A 15,418-nucleotide genomic window follows, 5' to 3' on the forward strand; every position below is an offset into this window, starting at 1 on the left:
TCCCTATAATCAACCGTTACTGCACACAATCTAGTCTTCACGACTCATCATGGCCACGTTTTCCAAGGAACTTTTCGCGAAAAAGGTCGGCAAATTTCGGGCCGGCTTCCGCCGCGCCTTCGCCATGACGACAGATCGGGAGACGTTCAGCGCTGAAGACCTGGCGCTGTTGGAACGGGTCGCCGACGCCGTGGTGCAACGCGGGATGGCGACGCCGGCGACGGTGTTCCTGGAATCCGTCGGCCCGATGAACTTTCTCGGCAGCCAGGCGTTGCATGTCCTCACGCCGATCCTGGAACTGGCCTTCAGCACCAAGGAAGTCGCGCAGGTAGCGCACCTGCTCGAACACCGCGAGACCATCCCCCGTCTGATCGCCCTCATCGAGGCCAAATCCGCCCCCAAAGGAGCATCCGCTCGATGACCGCGTCCGGTCCGTCCGCCGAGAAGCAGGCGAAGGATCGACCGTTGAACGTCATCGTCGCGACCGACTGCGGGAGTACCACCACCAAAGCCATTCTGATCGAAAAGATCGGCGAGGAATATCGCCAGACTCATCGGGGCGAAGCGCCGACCACCGTCGAAGCGCCGTTCGAGGATGTCACGAAGGGCGTGCTCAACGCCATCGCCGAAATCGAAGAGCTGTCTGGCCGGAAAATCCTCGACGGCGAACGCATCATCATGCCGAACCGGACGCTGCAGGGAGAGCCGAATGTAGGGGTGGACATCTATATCTCCACGAGCAGTGCCGGCGGCGGGCTGCAGATGATGGTGACGGGCGTCGTCCAAAACATGACGGGGGAAAGCGCGCAGCGAGCCGCCCTGGGCGCGGGCGCGATCGTCATCGACGTACTCGCGTCGAACGACGGACGGTTGCCCCATGAAAAGATCGAACGGATCCGGACCCTGCGTCCGGACATGATCCTCATGTCGGGCGGCACCGACGGCGGAGCCATCACGCACGTCGTCGAGATGGCGGAATACATCGCCGCCGCCGAGCCGCGCCCCCGGTTCGGGAGCACGTACACCTTGCCCCTCATTTACGCGGGCAACAAGGACGCGCGCGAGCAGATCAGCAAGATTCTCGGAAAAAAAACCGCGCTGGTGATCACCGAGAACATCAGGCCCGTGCTGGAACGGGAAAATCTGGCGCCGGCCCGGCAGAAGATCCACGATTTGTTCCTCGAGCACGTCATGGCCCAGGCACCAGGGTACAAAAAACTCATCGAGATGGCGGGCGCGCCGATCATGCCGACCCCCGCCGCGGTCGGGTTGATTATGGAAACCATCGCCAGGCGGCAACACCTGAATCTGATCGGGGTGGACATCGGAGGTGCGACGACCGACGTCTTTTCGGTGTTCGACGGCGTCTTCAACCGCACCGTCAGCGCCAATTTGGGCATGTCGTACAGCATTTCCAACGTGCTGGCCGAAGCCGGACTGGCAAACATCATGCGATGGGTGCCGTTCTTTATCGACGAGCAGACGCTGCGGAACCGGATTAAGAACAAAATGATCCGACCCACGACGATCCCGCAGACGCTTGACGAGTTGCAGGTGGAGCAGGCGATCGCGCGGGAAGCGCTGCGGCTGGCGTTGATCCATCACAAATCCCTGGCCACGGGCCTGAAAGGCGTACAGCAGGAACGGACGATTTCGGATATCTTCGAGCAGCAGGCCTCCGGCCGGACGCTGATCGACATGCTGAAACTGGATCTGATCGTCGGGAGCGGCGGCATCCTGTCCCACGCGCCACGGCGGGTGCAAGCGATGATGATGATGATCGACGCCTATGAACCGCTGGGCTTCACCCGCCTGTCCGTGGACAGCATTTTCATGATGCCCCATCTTGGCGTGCTTTCGACGGTGAACGAAAAAGCGGCGACCGACGTGTTCATCCGGGACTGCATGATCTACCTCGGCGCCTGCGTCGCGCCGATCGGGCGCGGGAAGGACGGAGAGCGGTGCGCCGACTACGTGATCGCATTCGACGACGGTCGGCCTGAGGAACGCGGCACGTTGCGATTCGGCGACCTCCGCCTGTTTCCGCTGACCCAGGATCGGACGGCTCGCGTGACGATGCAGCCGGCCAAGACTGTCGATCTCGGCGAAGGTCCCGGCCACGCCGTGAGCCGCTCGGTGCAAGGCGGGGTCGTCGGTTTGCTCCTCGACGGCCGCGGACGTCCGTTGCAGCTCCCGCGCGACGACGCCGCGCGTTTGGCCGCCCTGAACAAATGGTACAAAGCTGTAGACTTGTATCCAATGTCAGGTGTTGAAGGCTGAGTTCTGAGGGATGAGCTTACGCGTGTCGCAATTGGTCTTCTGACAACTCAATACTCATCATTCAATATTCCGTGAAGAAATGGCTCACGCATACACGCCCGGGCTGACCGTCACCGAACGCACGATTGTCAGACGGAAACGGTTGCTGCCTCTGCCGGGCACCGTGCTGGTCAACGTTGGCGACGCGGTGCACGCCGACTCGCCGGTCGCGCGGGCCGAGTTGCCCGGCAAGGTGCAGGCGGTCAACGTCGCCAATCTCCTGGGCATCGCGCCCGATGAGATCAGAGAGTATCTGGTCAAACGGGAAGGCGAGCCCGTGCACAAAGACGAGGTCATCGCGGAGAACAAGCCGCTGATCAAATGGTTCAAAACCGAGGTCCGCTCGCCCATTCAGGGCACGATCGAATCCGTCTCGACGGTGACCGGTCAGGTGCTCCTACGCGAGCCGCCGCGCGTTCTGGAACTTCTGGCGTACATCGACGGGACCGTCGTCGAGGTGCACCCGAATCACGGAGTCACCATCGAGACCGCCTGCAGCTTGGTGCAAGGCATTTTCGGGATCGGCGGAGAGACCTGGGGCGAGATCACCGTCGCCGTGCAAGCTCCGGACGAAACTTTCACGCCGGAGCGCCTGGCCCCGGAGTTCAGGGGGAAGGTCGTCGTGTGCGGTGCGCTCTGTCCGATCGAGACCATGAACAAGGCCAAGGATATCGGCGTCGCGGCGCTCATAGTCGGGGGCATTCATGACAAGGATCTACGGGCATTACTCGGGTACGATCTGGGCGTCGCGATTACCGGCACTGAGAAGGTTGGATTCACGTTGATCCTGACGGAAGGGTTCGGCACGATTCCAATGGCGGCCAAGACGTTCAAGCTGCTGTCCGCGCACGCCGGCTGGAAAGCCTCGGTTTCCGGCGCGACGCAAATCCGGGCAGGGGTGATCCGGCCAGAGATCATCATTCCGTCACCCGTCGACCGTCACCGGTCCCTGGACGGGAGAGAGGGACAAGACGAGCGGGAACGGACGCGGGAAGGAATCAAGATCGGCGATCTTGTCCGCATTATTCGCGACCCTCTGTTCGGCAAAATCGGCGAGGTCTCGCGGTTGCCGCCGGATCTTCAAAAAATTCCCACCGAAAGCCTGGTGCGCGTCCTGGAGGTCCGCTTTCCGGACGGCAGCACGGCGATCGTTCCCCGCGCCAACATCGAAGTTATCGAAGGAGCCTGACGGTGCCGGCATGTGAAGGGTCGCACGAGACGGGTGGGCAAGTCCGGTCATTGCTGGCCGTCGGGCTCGTGTCGCTGTGCGCGCTGCTGGATTGGACTGGGACGGCCGCGCTGGCCGAATCGACGCTTTTGCCGCCGCAAGACGTTCGGGTGATCGATACCCCGAACGACGGCGGCGGCAGCCTGACCGTGCTGTGGGCGCCGGCGCCTTACGACAGCGCGGCCGTCAAGTACCAAATCCTGCTCGGCGAGTCCCCTTCGGCCGATCCCGCGACGATGAAAGTCGTCGCCGAGTTTCCGGCCAACACCCATTACGTGCGGGAGAACAAATGGCCTTGGTGGAGCAGACCCGATCGCCCGGAGGTTCATCAATTCACCGTCAAGAACGGCAAGGGCATCGAATTGAAAGACGGCGCCGTCTATACCGTCACCGTCGCGGCGGTCAGCGGCGAGGACCGTGTCTTCGCCCGGCCCGCGGCCGCCACGCCGGCGCCGAACTGGATCAACTGGAACCAGATGAACAACTTGTTCTTGGCCTTGTCGTTCGGCTGGGTCGTGTTCTATGCGATCCGGACGGCGAAGCGACGGGAGATCTTTCTGCGCCGAATCCCCGGGCTCGACGCGGTAGATGAAGCCATCGGACGGGCGACCGAGTTGGGCAAACCGATCCTCTATCTGACCGGCGCACACGACATGAGTGACCCCTCAACCATCGCCGCAGCCGTCATTTTGGGCCGTGTCGCCAAGCGGGCCGCGGCTTATGAGACCGAGCTACTGGTGCCGCACCGCGACCCGATTACCATGGCGGTGTGCCAGGAGATCACGAAACAGGCCTATCTGGAAGCAGGCAAAGCGGATCAGTTCAAGGAAGACTCGAACTTTTTCATTACCACGGATCAATTCAGTTACACCGCCGCCGTGGACGGGATCATGTTGCGCAAGAAGCCAGCGGCGAACTTTTTCATGGGTGCGTACTTCGCCGAATCGCTGCTCCTGACCGAGACCGGCGCCAGCACGGGCGCGATCCAGATCGCCGGCACCGATTCCGACCACCAATTGCCGTTTTTCGTGACCACCTGCGACTACACGTTGATCGGCGAAGAGCTGTATGCCGCCAGCGCGTATTTGTCGAAAGAACCGGTGCAGATCGGCACGCTGCGCGGCCAGGACATCGGCAAGGCCTTTATCCTGAGCGCGATCGGCCTGGGCACGCTCGTCGCCACTGCCGGAGTCCTGTTCGGCGCGGACTGGCCGCAGATCGTGCTGGACGTGTTTCGGGATCTGAAATGATTTTTTTCCGCCGACAAGCGCCGCTGTTGGTAACACTGGTGACCGGGCTGGTGTTCGCGGCCCAATATTACGTGCCGCATCCGGCTTCCGAACGCCTTCTCACCTCGGTCACCAAATGGATGCAGATCATCGGGGGCTTCGCATTGGTGCTCGGCGTTACTAGCCTGTTCCATCTCCATGCCGTGAGGATCCGCCGGAAAGAACCCGGATGGGGATACAGTCTGATCTTGTACGCTGGTCTGCTCGGGACGATCGCCGTCGGCCTGTGGGCCAACGGCAAAGAGACGGTGGACGGCGCCGCAACCGCCTTCGGCTGGATCTATACGTACATGTTGGTGCCGCTCCAAGGAACGATGTTCGCCATCCTGGCGTTTTTCATCGCCTCGGCCGCGTACCGGTCGTTCCGCGCCAGGAGCCGCGAAGCGGCCGTCCTGCTGGTCGCAGCAATCATCGTCATGATGGGCCGCGTGCCACTGGGCGAATACCTCCTACCGGCCAGTGGCGACGTCTCCCAGTGGATTCTGAACGTGCTCAACGCCTCGGTCCGGCGCGCTATCCTGATCGGCGTGAGCCTGGGCGCCGTGGCGCTCTCGTTCAAAATCATCTTCGGCGTGGAACGGTCGTATTTGGGCGGGGGCAAGGAATAACGTGCAGCGTCGGACGGATCTCGCAGCTCGTCGTTCGCAAGCCGCCTGGGTTTGAAGGCGAGAGACGCTTCGCGCTTCACGAGCAACGGCTTATGACGTTCGCTGAGCGCATGCTTAAGATCGACCGGCGGATCATCTTTCTGGTGATTGGCCTATGCACGCTCGTGCCACTCCTGTATCCAGTTGGCCTGCCGATCAAGGTGTCGCCGGAAGTGCGCGGGGTGTACGACTATATCGAGAACCTGCCGCCAGGCTCGGTGTTCCTGCTCTCGATGGACTTTGATCCGGCGTCCAAGCCGGAACTGTATCCCCAATCGATCGCCATCCTGCACCATGCTTTCCGCAAGAACCTGCGGGTGATCGTCATGACCCTGTGGGTAACCGGCACTGGGCTCGCGGACCAGGTCGTCAGTCAGGTCGCGCAGGAAACGGGCAAGATCAACGGCCGCGACTACGTCTTTCTCGGCTGGAGCCCGGGTGCCGGATCGGTCATCATCAACATGGGACAGGACCTCTACACCACCTTCCCTTTTGATTACTACGGGAAACCGACCAAAGGGTTGCCTGTGCTGGAGGGCGTTCAGAATTTGCGCGATGTGAACTACGCCGTGAGCCTGGCGGCAGGCAATCCCGGCGTCGAAGCGTGGTATGTCTTCGGCAAGGACAAGTATAAGTTCGAACTCGGGGGCGGCTGTACGGGCGTCATCGCGCCGGGGTTGTATCCCTTGCTGAGGAGCGGCCAGATCAACGGGCTCATCGGCGGCCTGCGCGGCGCCGCCGAATACGAAAGCCTGATCGGCCAGAAGGGGAGGGCCATTGCCGGGATGGACGCCCAGTCGGCGACCCATTTCGCCATCATCATCCTGGTGATTTTATGCAACATCTTCTACGTGGCTCTGCGAAGGAAACAAAAAGGGTGACGCGCAACCTGTTCGATCTTGGGGGGTCTCGATGCCGTTTGACACGTTGTTGGGAGCCTGGATCGCAACAGGATTGACGTTGTTCATCCTGTCGTTCCTGTACGAAGACAACCCGCTCTTCAAAGTGGCGGAGCACCTCTACGTCGGAGTCTCGGTCGGGTACACGATTGTGAAGGCTTACGATACGGTGATCATTCACTTGATCTACGAGCCGATCGTCAAACAGGGGGACTGGTCGCTGTTGATCCCGCTGGCGATCGGGATGCTCATGCTGACGCGATACGCCCCAAAGGCGGCGTGGTTGTCCCGCTACGCCTTCGCCTTTATCGTCGGGGTCGGATCCGGGCTCGCGATTCCGCGGACAATTTCGTCGTACATTCTCAAGCAAGTCGAAGACACGGTGCGTCCTCTGGCATCAATGGTCCCGGGAGACGGCCTGACCTTCAGCTTCAACCTCTTGAACCCGGCGAGCAACCTGAACACGGTCATCATTCTGATCGGCGTCACCTCGGTGTTGTTTTATTTCTTCTTTTCCGTCGAGCATACCGGTGCCGGCAAAGCCGTCGCCCGAACCGGCATCCTGTTCCTCATGATCTCGTTCGGCGCCGCGTTCGGCTATACCGTCATGGCCCGAATGTCCCTCCTGATCGGCCGGCTGACCGACCTGATCGAATTTGCGGATCCTTCCTACGGCCGCGCCTCGTTGTGGCTGGCGGCCGTCACCGTCATTGCACTGGTGATTTGGACCCGACAGCGCCGCGAACAGCCGCCGGGAGGATAACCGACCTTCATTCTTCGAACGGTTGCCGGTCACGGCGGGCCTCCGTTAGAATGCCGCCCTGGATTATCATGGAGACGCAAGCGCCGCCGATGCCCAAGGATCCCAAGCGCTATCCCATGCTCCGGAACCTGCAGTTCTCGCCGATCCGGGAGAACGAAGAGCAGTACATGGTCCTCTGGGACCCCACCGGCTTGAGCAAGGACAAGCTCATCCTGCCGTTAAGCTATTTCTTCGTCGTTCAGCATTTCGACGGGGAACATTCGCTCGAAGAAATCGGCGTGCTCTATCTGAAACGCTTTGGCGAGCTTCTGAACCCCCTGAACCTGGAACGGCTGGTCGAGGATTTGGACGCCAAGCTGTTCTTGGAAGGGGAACGGGTCGAAGCGGCGAAGGAGCAGGCCAGGAAAGCCTATCGCGACTCGCCCGTCCGCAAGGCCGCCTTTGCCGGACGTAGTTATGAGGCGGACGGCCAGCGGCTCCGGGCGCAGCTCGAAGGGTTTTTTTCATCCAAGGAAGGGCCGGATCTCAAACCGTCCGAAAACCGCGGTAAGAAGATCAAGGGCCTTGTCGCGCCGACCTACGACCTGCGTGAGGCCGGCCCCATCTATGCCTGGGCCTACAAGGAACTGCAGGAAGCCGAGGCCCCGGACCTCTTCGTGCTTCTGGGAACCGCCTATTCCGGCATGGAGTCGCCGTACGCGGTCACGGACAAGGCCTTCGAGACGCCGTTGGGCATTGTCCGTGCGGATCACTTCATCCTCGACCGGCTAAGAGCCACCGTACCGCAATGTTTTGACAACGAACTTTACCATCAGCACGAGCACGCGCTCGAATTCCAGCTGCCGTTTCTCCAGCACATCGTCGGCGGCAAGAAACCTGTGACCATCGTGCCGGTTCTTTGCTCATTTCCTGTCGCAAGCCTCGTCGATCCGCGGAGCCGGGAACAGATCGATTCCTTCATCGCCGCCCTCAAGGAGGCAATCGCCGTGTCAGGCCGGGACTTTTGCGCGATCGCCGGCGCGGAACTGGCTCACATCGGCCTGCGCTACGGCGACTCGTCGCCGCCCACCGACTTCTCTTTCCACCGCTGCATGCAACAGGACTTGGCGATGCTCAAACATGTCGAGAACCTCGATCCGGAAGCGTTCGCGCAATTCATCCGCAAAGAAAACGACCAACGCCGCGTCTCTGGCTTCTCGGCCATCTATACGCTGCTGCGCCTGATCCGGGCGGACAAAGGCCGAGTGCTGCGCTACGACCGGGGTATCACCGATCAGTACAACTCGACAGTGACGTACGCGGCAATGGCGTTCTTTTAGCTTTCAGGGGATGGCACGGGGTGAGCCAGGATATGCTGCTCAATCTGTTGTCGGGTCGCAGAACAGGGGGGCGGGAGTCTTTTCCAGGCACAACTCTCTTCCGGCGGGGGGAGTGCGGTCCGTAGATCCAAACGATTGGCTGCGTGGCGAAGCGGCGGAGCGCAAAAGACTCCCGCCCCCCTGTTCTGCTACACTTTTTCGTTACACCCAGGACATGCTGTTGGCCGACTCGGTCATTGTCAAGATTGGCCATCAGAATGATGTCTACCAAGGGCCTCTCGAATAAAGAGGCTCCCGCATAGCTCACCCCAAGCATAGGGCTCGGTCATACATAAATGGTTCCGTGTGAGCGGCTGTTCTTGCCGGCCATGAGGTAACCATGGGCATCCCGCACACCTACCAACTCCTGATCACTCTTGCGGCGCCCCGGCGCATTCGCATCGGCCGGTTGGGCACCTTCCACTTTCCGGCCGGTCGTTACGTGTACACTGGCAGCGCCCGGCGCCATCTAGACGCGCGCCTCTCCCGCCATTTATCGCGCACGAAAACCCGGCATTGGCACATTGATTATCTGCTGGCCGCGCCAGGCGCGTGGGTGGTCGGCGTGCGCCGATTTTCGGAGCCAGAATGCGCGCGGGCTGATCGGACGCGGGGTCGGGTACTCGTCCCCGGCTTCGGTGCGAGAGATTGCCGGGCCGGCTGTGGCAGCCACTTGAAATATTTAGGTTGCGGATGCTCTCCGCAGGCGTCAGCTTCGATACTTCAAAAAAGAGCCCGCGGCTCAGCAGACTAGGAATTGTCTTGGAAGGGAACACCGGTGCAGAGATTCTGAAGCGCTCTGTCCGCCATTCCCGCACCTGCCCAGCCTATCGGCCAGCCCGTGTGCCGGACCCCCTGCCGCGCCAAGCCTTCGCGGATTCCGTTTGTTGGCGAGCTAGCCCCCCTATTATTTTTGGGGCTCATCAGGAAATCGTGTGGGTAACTGACTCCGTTTGCGCGATGCTCGGCCCCTCGAAAGGAGGACCCGAGCGATGCGCGACTTTGAATTCTATCAAGCGGTGCTGGGGCTCATGGCCCCATGGCCCGTCGTCAACGTGGAGCTGGATGTACCAGAGCGCAGGTGACCATGACCGTCGAGGATCGGACCGGGGCCCGATCCCTGTCCTGAGTGTCGGGAGTGGGTCCCAGGCTAGGATCGCAAACGCCGCCAGTGGCGCCATCTAGATATCTGCCAGGTCACGACGGGGATTCAGGCAGACCTCCCCCCGCGTGAGCTGTCAGACTCCTAGGATCAAGTAGCTCACCGTGCCCTGGGCAGAGCCTGGCCGTCAGTTCACCGCCTGGGGCGAGCGCCGGGGCCATTGACTGGCTCCGGGAGTGGTGGGTGAAGGGGGCCGCCGGGCGCGGGTCCGCACAAAGTCGGCGTGGGCGGTCAGCAACGTCTCTGACACCGCTGCCCGGCGATACGGCTGCCACGTCGGCTGCCGCAGACTACGCGGCACCATCTTGCGATCCAGGCCAACCGCTGCCCGATCTTTGAAATGGAGACCCGCTCTTCGTGAAACAACCGTCGAATCTCTGCCCACCGCTCCTGATCCACCATGCACGCCTCCCCAGGTTGGTCCCCCTGGGTACGCATGATCGTCGACGCGCTCGTCTCGTCAAGTCCCATCCTCTCCTCCTTCTGGTAGAGGGGGGGGGGGAATTCAATGACCACACCTGGGGATTACTGGATGACCGCTGACAGCCTACCGCGGCGTTGATGAGAAGGCCCTTGCAAAGGGGCCTCGGTACTTCACCTCGTCGCCGATCTGGCGCGCGGTCGCGTGCTTTCTCGGGCCGACGACCGGAAGCAAGAGAGTCTGGAGAGGTTCTGGGCCACGCTGACACCCGCGCAGCGAGTGGGCATTGAGGCGATGGCCGTGGACAGGGGGAGCCCTCTATCCAGTCGACTCAGGCTCACCTCGATGAAGCCGAGGCCCAAATCGTCTTCGATAAATTCCATGTGGCCAAACATTTGCACGAGGCTGTCGCCCGGGTCCGCCGCACGGAGCCGCGGCCCCTGAAGCAGGCGGGCGATGCCCGGCTGACGGGGACCACGTACCGCTGGCTCATGCGTTCCCCGGACATGACAGCCGCGCAGTGGGCCACGTTCCACACGGTGCAGCAAGCAGACCTCAAGGTGGCACGGGCCAGGGCCCGCAAGGAGCGCTTCCGGCAGTTCTGGGACTCCAGCTATCGGGGGCCGCCCAGCACTTCTTTGCCCGCTGGTGCTGGCGTGCGCCCCACAGCCGGCGCCGACCGATGGCAGAGGGCGCGAAGCGGATCCAGCGTCACCTCCCCCACATGCTCACCTATCTGCAGCAGGACATCATGAATGCCGGAGTGGAAGCCATCAATGCGACGATCCAGTGGATCAAGAAAACCGCGCACGGCTTCCACCACGTCAAGCACTTCAAGACCGCGATCTATTTCCATTGCGGAGGATTGGATCGCTGTCCCACCCATACGAAAGCTTGAAGAGCCTTTTTTCTTTGTGAGCATGGTCCGTGAATCGACACTGGACCGCACATCGCCACCACGCAGCGTAATCCAACCCCACTGACTTTCTGTAGACCAGCAATAGCAATCGCAGCTTGGCAGCAGGGTGACGACCTCGTTCGGGACACGGTGGTTAGAGGCCTCAGCGCCTAAAAAGTCAAACGTGACAGGCTGAGCATTCCGGCAGGGATTTCCGTTGCCTTGAAGTTGTCGTGCCCATCTGTTATTCTGCGCCCGCTTTTTCATCGTGCGCATTATTTTCCGAACCATATCAAATGACCAGCACAAGGAGCAGGCCATGGCCGGCATCAAGCGGGCATTGATCAGCGTGTCGGATAAGACCGGTGTCGTCGAGATGGCGAAGGGCCTGGCCGCGTTGGGCGCGGAGATTCTGTCGACCGGCGGGACGGCCAAAGCTCTCCGAGAGGCCGGCGTGGCAGTGACGGACGTGGCGGCTTACACTGGATCGCCAGAAATTCTGGACGGCCGGGTCAAGACGCTCCATCCGAAGATTCACGGCGGGTTGCTCGGCCGCCGCAGCGTGCCGGCGCATGTGGCGCAGATGCAGGAGCACGGCATCGGACCGATCGATGTCGTCGTCGTGAACCTCTACCCCTTCGAGGCCGCGATCTCCAAACCCGACTGTTCCTTCGACGAGGCGATCGAGAATATCGACATCGGCGGGCCGTCGATGCTGCGATCGGCGGCAAAGAATCACGAAGATGTCGTGGTGGTGGTCGATCCGTCCGACTATACGCGCGTGTTGGAGGCGCTCACGGCGGGGGCCATGACCCGCGAACTCCGGCGCGAGTTGGCGCTGAAAGTCTTCCAGCATACGGCGCGCTACGACAGCCTCATCGCCAGCTACCTGGAAAAACAGGTGCAGGGAGGCGAGGTCAAATTCCCCAAGATGCTCTCACTTCAGTTCGAGCGAGTGGAGATCCTCCGTTACGGGGAGAACCCGCATCAACAGGGAGCCTTCTACCGCGAGCTCCATTCGCGGGAGCCGTCCGTGTCGCGCGCCACAGTGCTGCACGGCAAAGCGATGTCGTACAATAACTATCTCGACGCGAACTCGGCGCTGGAACTCGTGAAAGAGTTCGACGAGACGGCCGTCGTCATCATCAAACACAACAATCCCTGCGGTGTGGCGCTCGGGGCGACGCCCGTGGAAGCCTATGTAAAAGCCCGGGACACTGATCCCGTGTCGGCCTTCGGCGGGGTGATCGCGTTCAATCGGCCGGTCGATCTGGCGGCGGCGAAGGAGATCACCTCCACCTTTGTCGAGGTTGTCGTGGCACCGGGCTTTACCGACGAGGCGTTGTCCGAACTCAAACGAAAAAAAGATCTCCGCTTGCTGGCAGTGGGGCCGCTCGCGAAGGCCATACCGGAAGGCTATGACCTCAAGAAATTGGTTGGCGGACTGATCGTGCAAGATCGCGATCTCGGAACGTTGGCAGACCTCCGCGTGTTGAACGTGCCGACCATGCGCAAGCCGACGGACGACGAATATGCCGCCTGCGCTTTCGCGTGGAAAGTCTGCAAGCACGTCAAATCCAACGCCATCGTCTACGCGAGACCGGGCCAGACGGTCGGCATCGGGGCAGGGCAAATGAGCCGGGTGGATTCGGTGAAGCTCGCTGGTATGAAGGCGGTCTTGCCGGTGAAGGGCTGCGTGATGGCCTCTGACGCCTTCTTTCCGTTCCGCGACGGGATCGATGCCGCGGCACAAGCCGGCATCACGGCGATCATCCAGCCCGGCGGCTCGATCCGGGATCAGGAAGTGATCAAGGCGGCGGATGAGCATCAGATGGCGATGATTTTCACGGGGATGCGCCACTTCCGCCACTGATGGTTCGTTTAGGAATTGAAAGCTGTATCCACTTGATCATTGCCGCATTGCCTGATCACTCACATTTTTGTCTCAACGTGTTCCGCTCTCGCAATCGGCAATCCTTCGATCACATATGAGAATTTTGGTTATCGGGAGCGGCGGGCGCGAACATGCGCTGGTGTGGAAACTCGCTCAGAGCCGGCGCGTATCCCAGCTCTACTGTGCGCCAGGCAATGCCGGAATTGAGGCACTGGCCCCCTGTGTGCCGATCCAGGCGGAGGCGATTGCCGAATTGAAGGCCTTCGCTCAATCCGAACGGATCGATCTGACTATTGTCGGCCCCGAAGCGCCGCTTGCGCTTGGAATTGCAGACGAGTTCCGCAAGGCAAAGTTGAAGATCTTCGGTCCGACCAAGGGGGCGGCACGTATCGAGTCCAGCAAGGTCTTTGCGAAAGAAGTGATGGCAGCGGCCGGTATTCCCACGGCGACTGCGCGAAGTTTCGACAAGGTCGGTCCGGCGCTGGAGTATCTCGACCGGCACGCCCTGCCGGTCGTCGTGAAGGCGGACGGATTGGCGCAGGGCAAGGGCGTCGTGGTCGCCATGACACGGGAGCAGGCACGCCAGGCGGTGACGGATCTCCTGGAGAAGCGAATCTTCGGTGAGGCGTGCCGGCAGGTGCTGATCGAAGAGTTTCTCGACGGCGAAGAACTCACCGTCATGGCCTTCACCGACGGCAAGACGATCGTGCCCATGCTACCAGCGCAAGATCATAAACGGGTCGGCGACGGCGACACAGGTCCAAATACCGGCGGCATGGGCGCCTATGCGCCGGCGCCGCTTGGCACTCCGGCGTTGCGGGATGCGGTAATGAAGCAGATTCTGCTGCCGGTCGTGGAGGCGTTGCTGCGCCGGGGTTGCCCGTTTCAAGGCGTACTCTATGCCGGACTCATGGTGGTCAACAACCGGCCGTATGTGTTGGAATTCAACGCCCGGATGGGCGATCCGGAAACGCAGGCGGTGTTGCCGCTGCTGAAAACCGATTTGGTGGAGGTTGTGGAAGCGGTGGTCGAACACCGCCTGGATCAACTCGCCGTCGAGTGGCATCCCGACACGGCAGTCTGTGTCGTGTTGACGTCGGCTGGCTATCCCGGTTCCTATCGGACTGGGTTCCCAATTCATGGATTGCCGGAGCACAATGCCTCTGACGACACCCTCGTGTTTCATGCCGGAACCAAGCGGCAGGGAGGGGAGATTGTCACGGCCGGAGGGCGCGTTCTCGGTGTGATCGGCCGGGGCACCGGCCTGGCGCAGGCGCGTGACCGAGCCTATCGCACAGCCCGCACCATCTCATTTGAAGGCTGTCATTTCCGTACCGACATCGCCGCGCGCGCATTGTCGGCCTGCGGATGAGTTACCATGACCGGGGCTATGGCAACCAAGGCTCGCGTGCTGCCGTGCCCGCAAGACTTTTCCGAGGAGAGTGCGCGGGAGATCGTGCAGGTAGTCCAAGCCGGCGGCGTCGTGGCTGTTCCGACCGAGAGTTTTTACGCTCTTGGCGTTGTTCCGACCGATGCCACAGCGGTCGCCCGCGTCCGCCGCATCAAGGGCGAACGGGGCAATAAGCCGATTCTCGTACTGATCGCCGACCATGCGCAGTTAGGCGGACTGGTCGCCGGTATTTCCCCAGCCGCGCAGGCGCTGATAGACCGATTCTGGCCAGGACCCTTGACGATTATTTTTCCTGCGTTGCCGTCCCTGCCAGCGTTCCTGACCGCGGGTACGGGCTCGGTCGGCATCCGATTGACGGCTTATCCGCTTTTAGCAGCGCTGCTGCGTCGAGTCGGCCCGTTGACCGGTACCAGTGCCAATCGCTCCGGTCAGCCCCAGTTGCAGACAGCGCAGGCAGTGAACGACGAATTGGGTTCGGATGTCGACCTGACTGTCGACGGTGGGCCGACGCCTGGCGGACTGCCGTCTACGGTTGTCGATTCGCGCGGGCCGATTGTTGTGGTGCGGGAAGGCCAAGTTTCTCGGGCTGAACTGGCGACGGTGCTGAAACATGCCGGCTTGCGGCTGAGCTGATGGCGGCCGAGGCGGTAAGGGAAGGGCAAGAGGCGCTCTTTTTTACGCCAGCTTTGGATGAATAGGAGGTGCCAATGCATGCAAGAGCGTTGTGGAGGGTCGCAGTAAGTGCGATGCTCGTCGTGACCGGGGGCGGGTTGAGCGGCTGCGATTACTGGCCACCCGCGCTTCAAACCCAAATCGAGCAGCTTAAGACCGAGCTTCAAACCGTGACCATGGAACGGGATCAATTGCAGAGTCAACTCTCCGCTGCAACCAAAGCGCGTGAGGAGTTGCAGGCCCGTGTTGATGAACTCACCCGCGCGAATCGCGAAAAGACCGCAGTGATCGCTACGCTCGAGCACAGCCTGGCCGCCGAGCGCCAGAAACTGGCGAAATTGACCAAAACCAGCACGGTCAGAGCTGCCACGAAGACGACCGCACTATCCGCCGGCAAGACCGCATCGGCCAAGAAGAAAACGGTACGGTCCTCGGGGGCCAAGCGAAACTGAAGCCC

14 protein-coding genes and 1 pseudogene are annotated in these 15,418 nt (G+C 61.4%); all 15 read left to right on the plus strand.

What is annotated here, in order from left to right; translation table 11 throughout:
* Positions 1-49 precede the first annotated feature (49 nt).
* Positions 50-421, plus strand: coding sequence for a hypothetical protein (locus ACWHTU_RS09610; protein WP_447859117.1), 372 nt, complete (start codon positions 50-52; stop codon positions 419-421).
* Positions 418-2,280 (plus strand): glutamate mutase L, encoded by a 1,863-nt coding sequence (locus ACWHTU_RS09615; protein WP_447859118.1) that lies wholly within the window; start codon positions 418-420, stop codon positions 2,278-2,280. Before ACWHTU_RS09610 ends, ACWHTU_RS09615 begins: the two co-directional genes overlap by 4 nt.
* 79 nt (positions 2,281-2,359) lie before the next feature.
* Entirely contained in the window at positions 2,360-3,508 is a 1,149-nt protein-coding gene (locus tag ACWHTU_RS09620; RefSeq protein ID WP_447859119.1) for a hypothetical protein, read from the plus strand.
* Between the two features lie 2 nt (positions 3,509-3,510).
* On the plus strand, positions 3,511-4,797 hold the full coding sequence (locus ACWHTU_RS09625) for a DUF6754 domain-containing protein (RefSeq protein WP_447859120.1): 1,287 nt from the start codon (positions 3,511-3,513) through the stop codon (positions 4,795-4,797).
* Positions 4,794-5,444 carry a hypothetical protein gene (locus ACWHTU_RS09630; RefSeq protein WP_447859121.1) on the plus strand — a complete coding sequence of 217 codons (651 nt, stop codon included), beginning with the start codon at positions 4,794-4,796 and terminating at the stop codon, positions 5,442-5,444. The genes ACWHTU_RS09625 and ACWHTU_RS09630 overlap by 4 nt, the downstream gene beginning before the upstream one ends.
* A gap of 92 nt (positions 5,445-5,536) precedes the next feature.
* On the plus strand, positions 5,537-6,364 hold the full coding sequence (locus ACWHTU_RS09635) for a hypothetical protein (protein WP_447859122.1): 828 nt from the start codon (positions 5,537-5,539) through the stop codon (positions 6,362-6,364).
* 31 nt (positions 6,365-6,395) lie between these two features.
* Positions 6,396-7,145: a hypothetical protein gene (locus ACWHTU_RS09640; RefSeq protein WP_447859123.1), complete on the plus strand. Its 750-nt coding sequence runs from the start codon at positions 6,396-6,398 to the stop codon at positions 7,143-7,145.
* A 68-nt stretch (positions 7,146-7,213) separates the two neighbouring features.
* Positions 7,214-8,464: an AmmeMemoRadiSam system protein B gene (gene amrB / locus ACWHTU_RS09645; RefSeq protein WP_447859124.1), complete on the plus strand. Its 1,251-nt coding sequence runs from the start codon at positions 7,214-7,216 to the stop codon at positions 8,462-8,464.
* A gap of 379 nt (positions 8,465-8,843) precedes the next feature.
* Positions 8,844-9,257, plus strand: a complete 414-nt coding sequence (locus tag ACWHTU_RS09650) for a GIY-YIG nuclease family protein (protein ID WP_447859125.1) — start codon at positions 8,844-8,846, stop codon at positions 9,255-9,257.
* Between the two features lie 1,191 nt (positions 9,258-10,448).
* Positions 10,449-10,688 (plus strand): annotated as a pseudogene (locus ACWHTU_RS09655) (transposase); the annotation flags it as partial.
* The gene (locus tag ACWHTU_RS09660; protein ID WP_447859126.1) at positions 10,607-10,984 is read left to right on the plus strand and encodes a transposase; all 378 of its coding nucleotides are present in this window, start codon (positions 10,607-10,609) and stop codon (positions 10,982-10,984) included. The pseudogene ACWHTU_RS09655 and the gene ACWHTU_RS09660, both read left to right, overlap by 82 nt.
* Positions 10,985-11,303: 319 nt before the next feature.
* The gene (gene purH / locus ACWHTU_RS09665) at positions 11,304-12,857 is read left to right on the plus strand and encodes a bifunctional phosphoribosylaminoimidazolecarboxamide formyltransferase/IMP cyclohydrolase (protein ID WP_447859127.1); all 1,554 of its coding nucleotides are present in this window, start codon (positions 11,304-11,306) and stop codon (positions 12,855-12,857) included.
* A 115-nt stretch (positions 12,858-12,972) separates the two neighbouring features.
* Positions 12,973-14,250, plus strand: a complete 1,278-nt coding sequence (purD, locus tag ACWHTU_RS09670; RefSeq protein WP_447859128.1) for a phosphoribosylamine--glycine ligase — start codon at positions 12,973-12,975, stop codon at positions 14,248-14,250.
* 6 nt (positions 14,251-14,256) lie between these two features.
* On the plus strand, positions 14,257-14,922 hold the full coding sequence (locus tag ACWHTU_RS09675) for an L-threonylcarbamoyladenylate synthase (protein WP_447859129.1): 666 nt from the start codon (positions 14,257-14,259) through the stop codon (positions 14,920-14,922).
* A gap of 113 nt (positions 14,923-15,035) precedes the next feature.
* The gene (locus tag ACWHTU_RS09680; RefSeq protein WP_447859131.1) at positions 15,036-15,413 is read left to right on the plus strand and encodes a hypothetical protein; all 378 of its coding nucleotides are present in this window, start codon (positions 15,036-15,038) and stop codon (positions 15,411-15,413) included.
* Positions 15,414-15,418: the final 5 nt, after the last annotated feature.

The organism is Nitrospira calida (assembly GCF_976986435.1).

What these genes read in the sequence shown, in the direction of transcription:
- ACWHTU_RS09610 (WP_447859117.1), top strand. Translation starts at nt 50, where the DNA reads ATGGCCACGTTTTCCAAGGAACTTTTCGCGAAAAAGGTCGGCAAATTT.
- ACWHTU_RS09615 (WP_447859118.1), top strand. Translation starts at nt 418, where the DNA reads ATGACCGCGTCCGGTCCGTCCGCCGAGAAGCAGGCGAAGGATCGACCG.
- ACWHTU_RS09620 (WP_447859119.1), top strand. Translation starts at nt 2,360, where the DNA reads ATGGCTCACGCATACACGCCCGGGCTGACCGTCACCGAACGCACGATT.
- ACWHTU_RS09630 (WP_447859121.1), top strand. Translation starts at nt 4,794, where the DNA reads ATGATTTTTTTCCGCCGACAAGCGCCGCTGTTGGTAACACTGGTGACC.
- ACWHTU_RS09635 (WP_447859122.1), top strand. Translation starts at nt 5,537, where the DNA reads ATGACGTTCGCTGAGCGCATGCTTAAGATCGACCGGCGGATCATCTTT.
- ACWHTU_RS09640 (WP_447859123.1), top strand. Translation starts at nt 6,396, where the DNA reads ATGCCGTTTGACACGTTGTTGGGAGCCTGGATCGCAACAGGATTGACG.
- amrB (WP_447859124.1), top strand. Translation starts at nt 7,214, where the DNA reads ATGGAGACGCAAGCGCCGCCGATGCCCAAGGATCCCAAGCGCTATCCC.
- ACWHTU_RS09650 (WP_447859125.1), top strand. Translation starts at nt 8,844, where the DNA reads ATGGGCATCCCGCACACCTACCAACTCCTGATCACTCTTGCGGCGCCC.
- purH (WP_447859127.1), top strand. Translation starts at nt 11,304, where the DNA reads ATGGCCGGCATCAAGCGGGCATTGATCAGCGTGTCGGATAAGACCGGT.
- purD (WP_447859128.1), top strand. Translation starts at nt 12,973, where the DNA reads ATGAGAATTTTGGTTATCGGGAGCGGCGGGCGCGAACATGCGCTGGTG.
- ACWHTU_RS09675 (WP_447859129.1), top strand. Translation starts at nt 14,257, where the DNA reads ATGACCGGGGCTATGGCAACCAAGGCTCGCGTGCTGCCGTGCCCGCAA.
- ACWHTU_RS09680 (WP_447859131.1), top strand. Translation starts at nt 15,036, where the DNA reads ATGCTCGTCGTGACCGGGGGCGGGTTGAGCGGCTGCGATTACTGGCCA.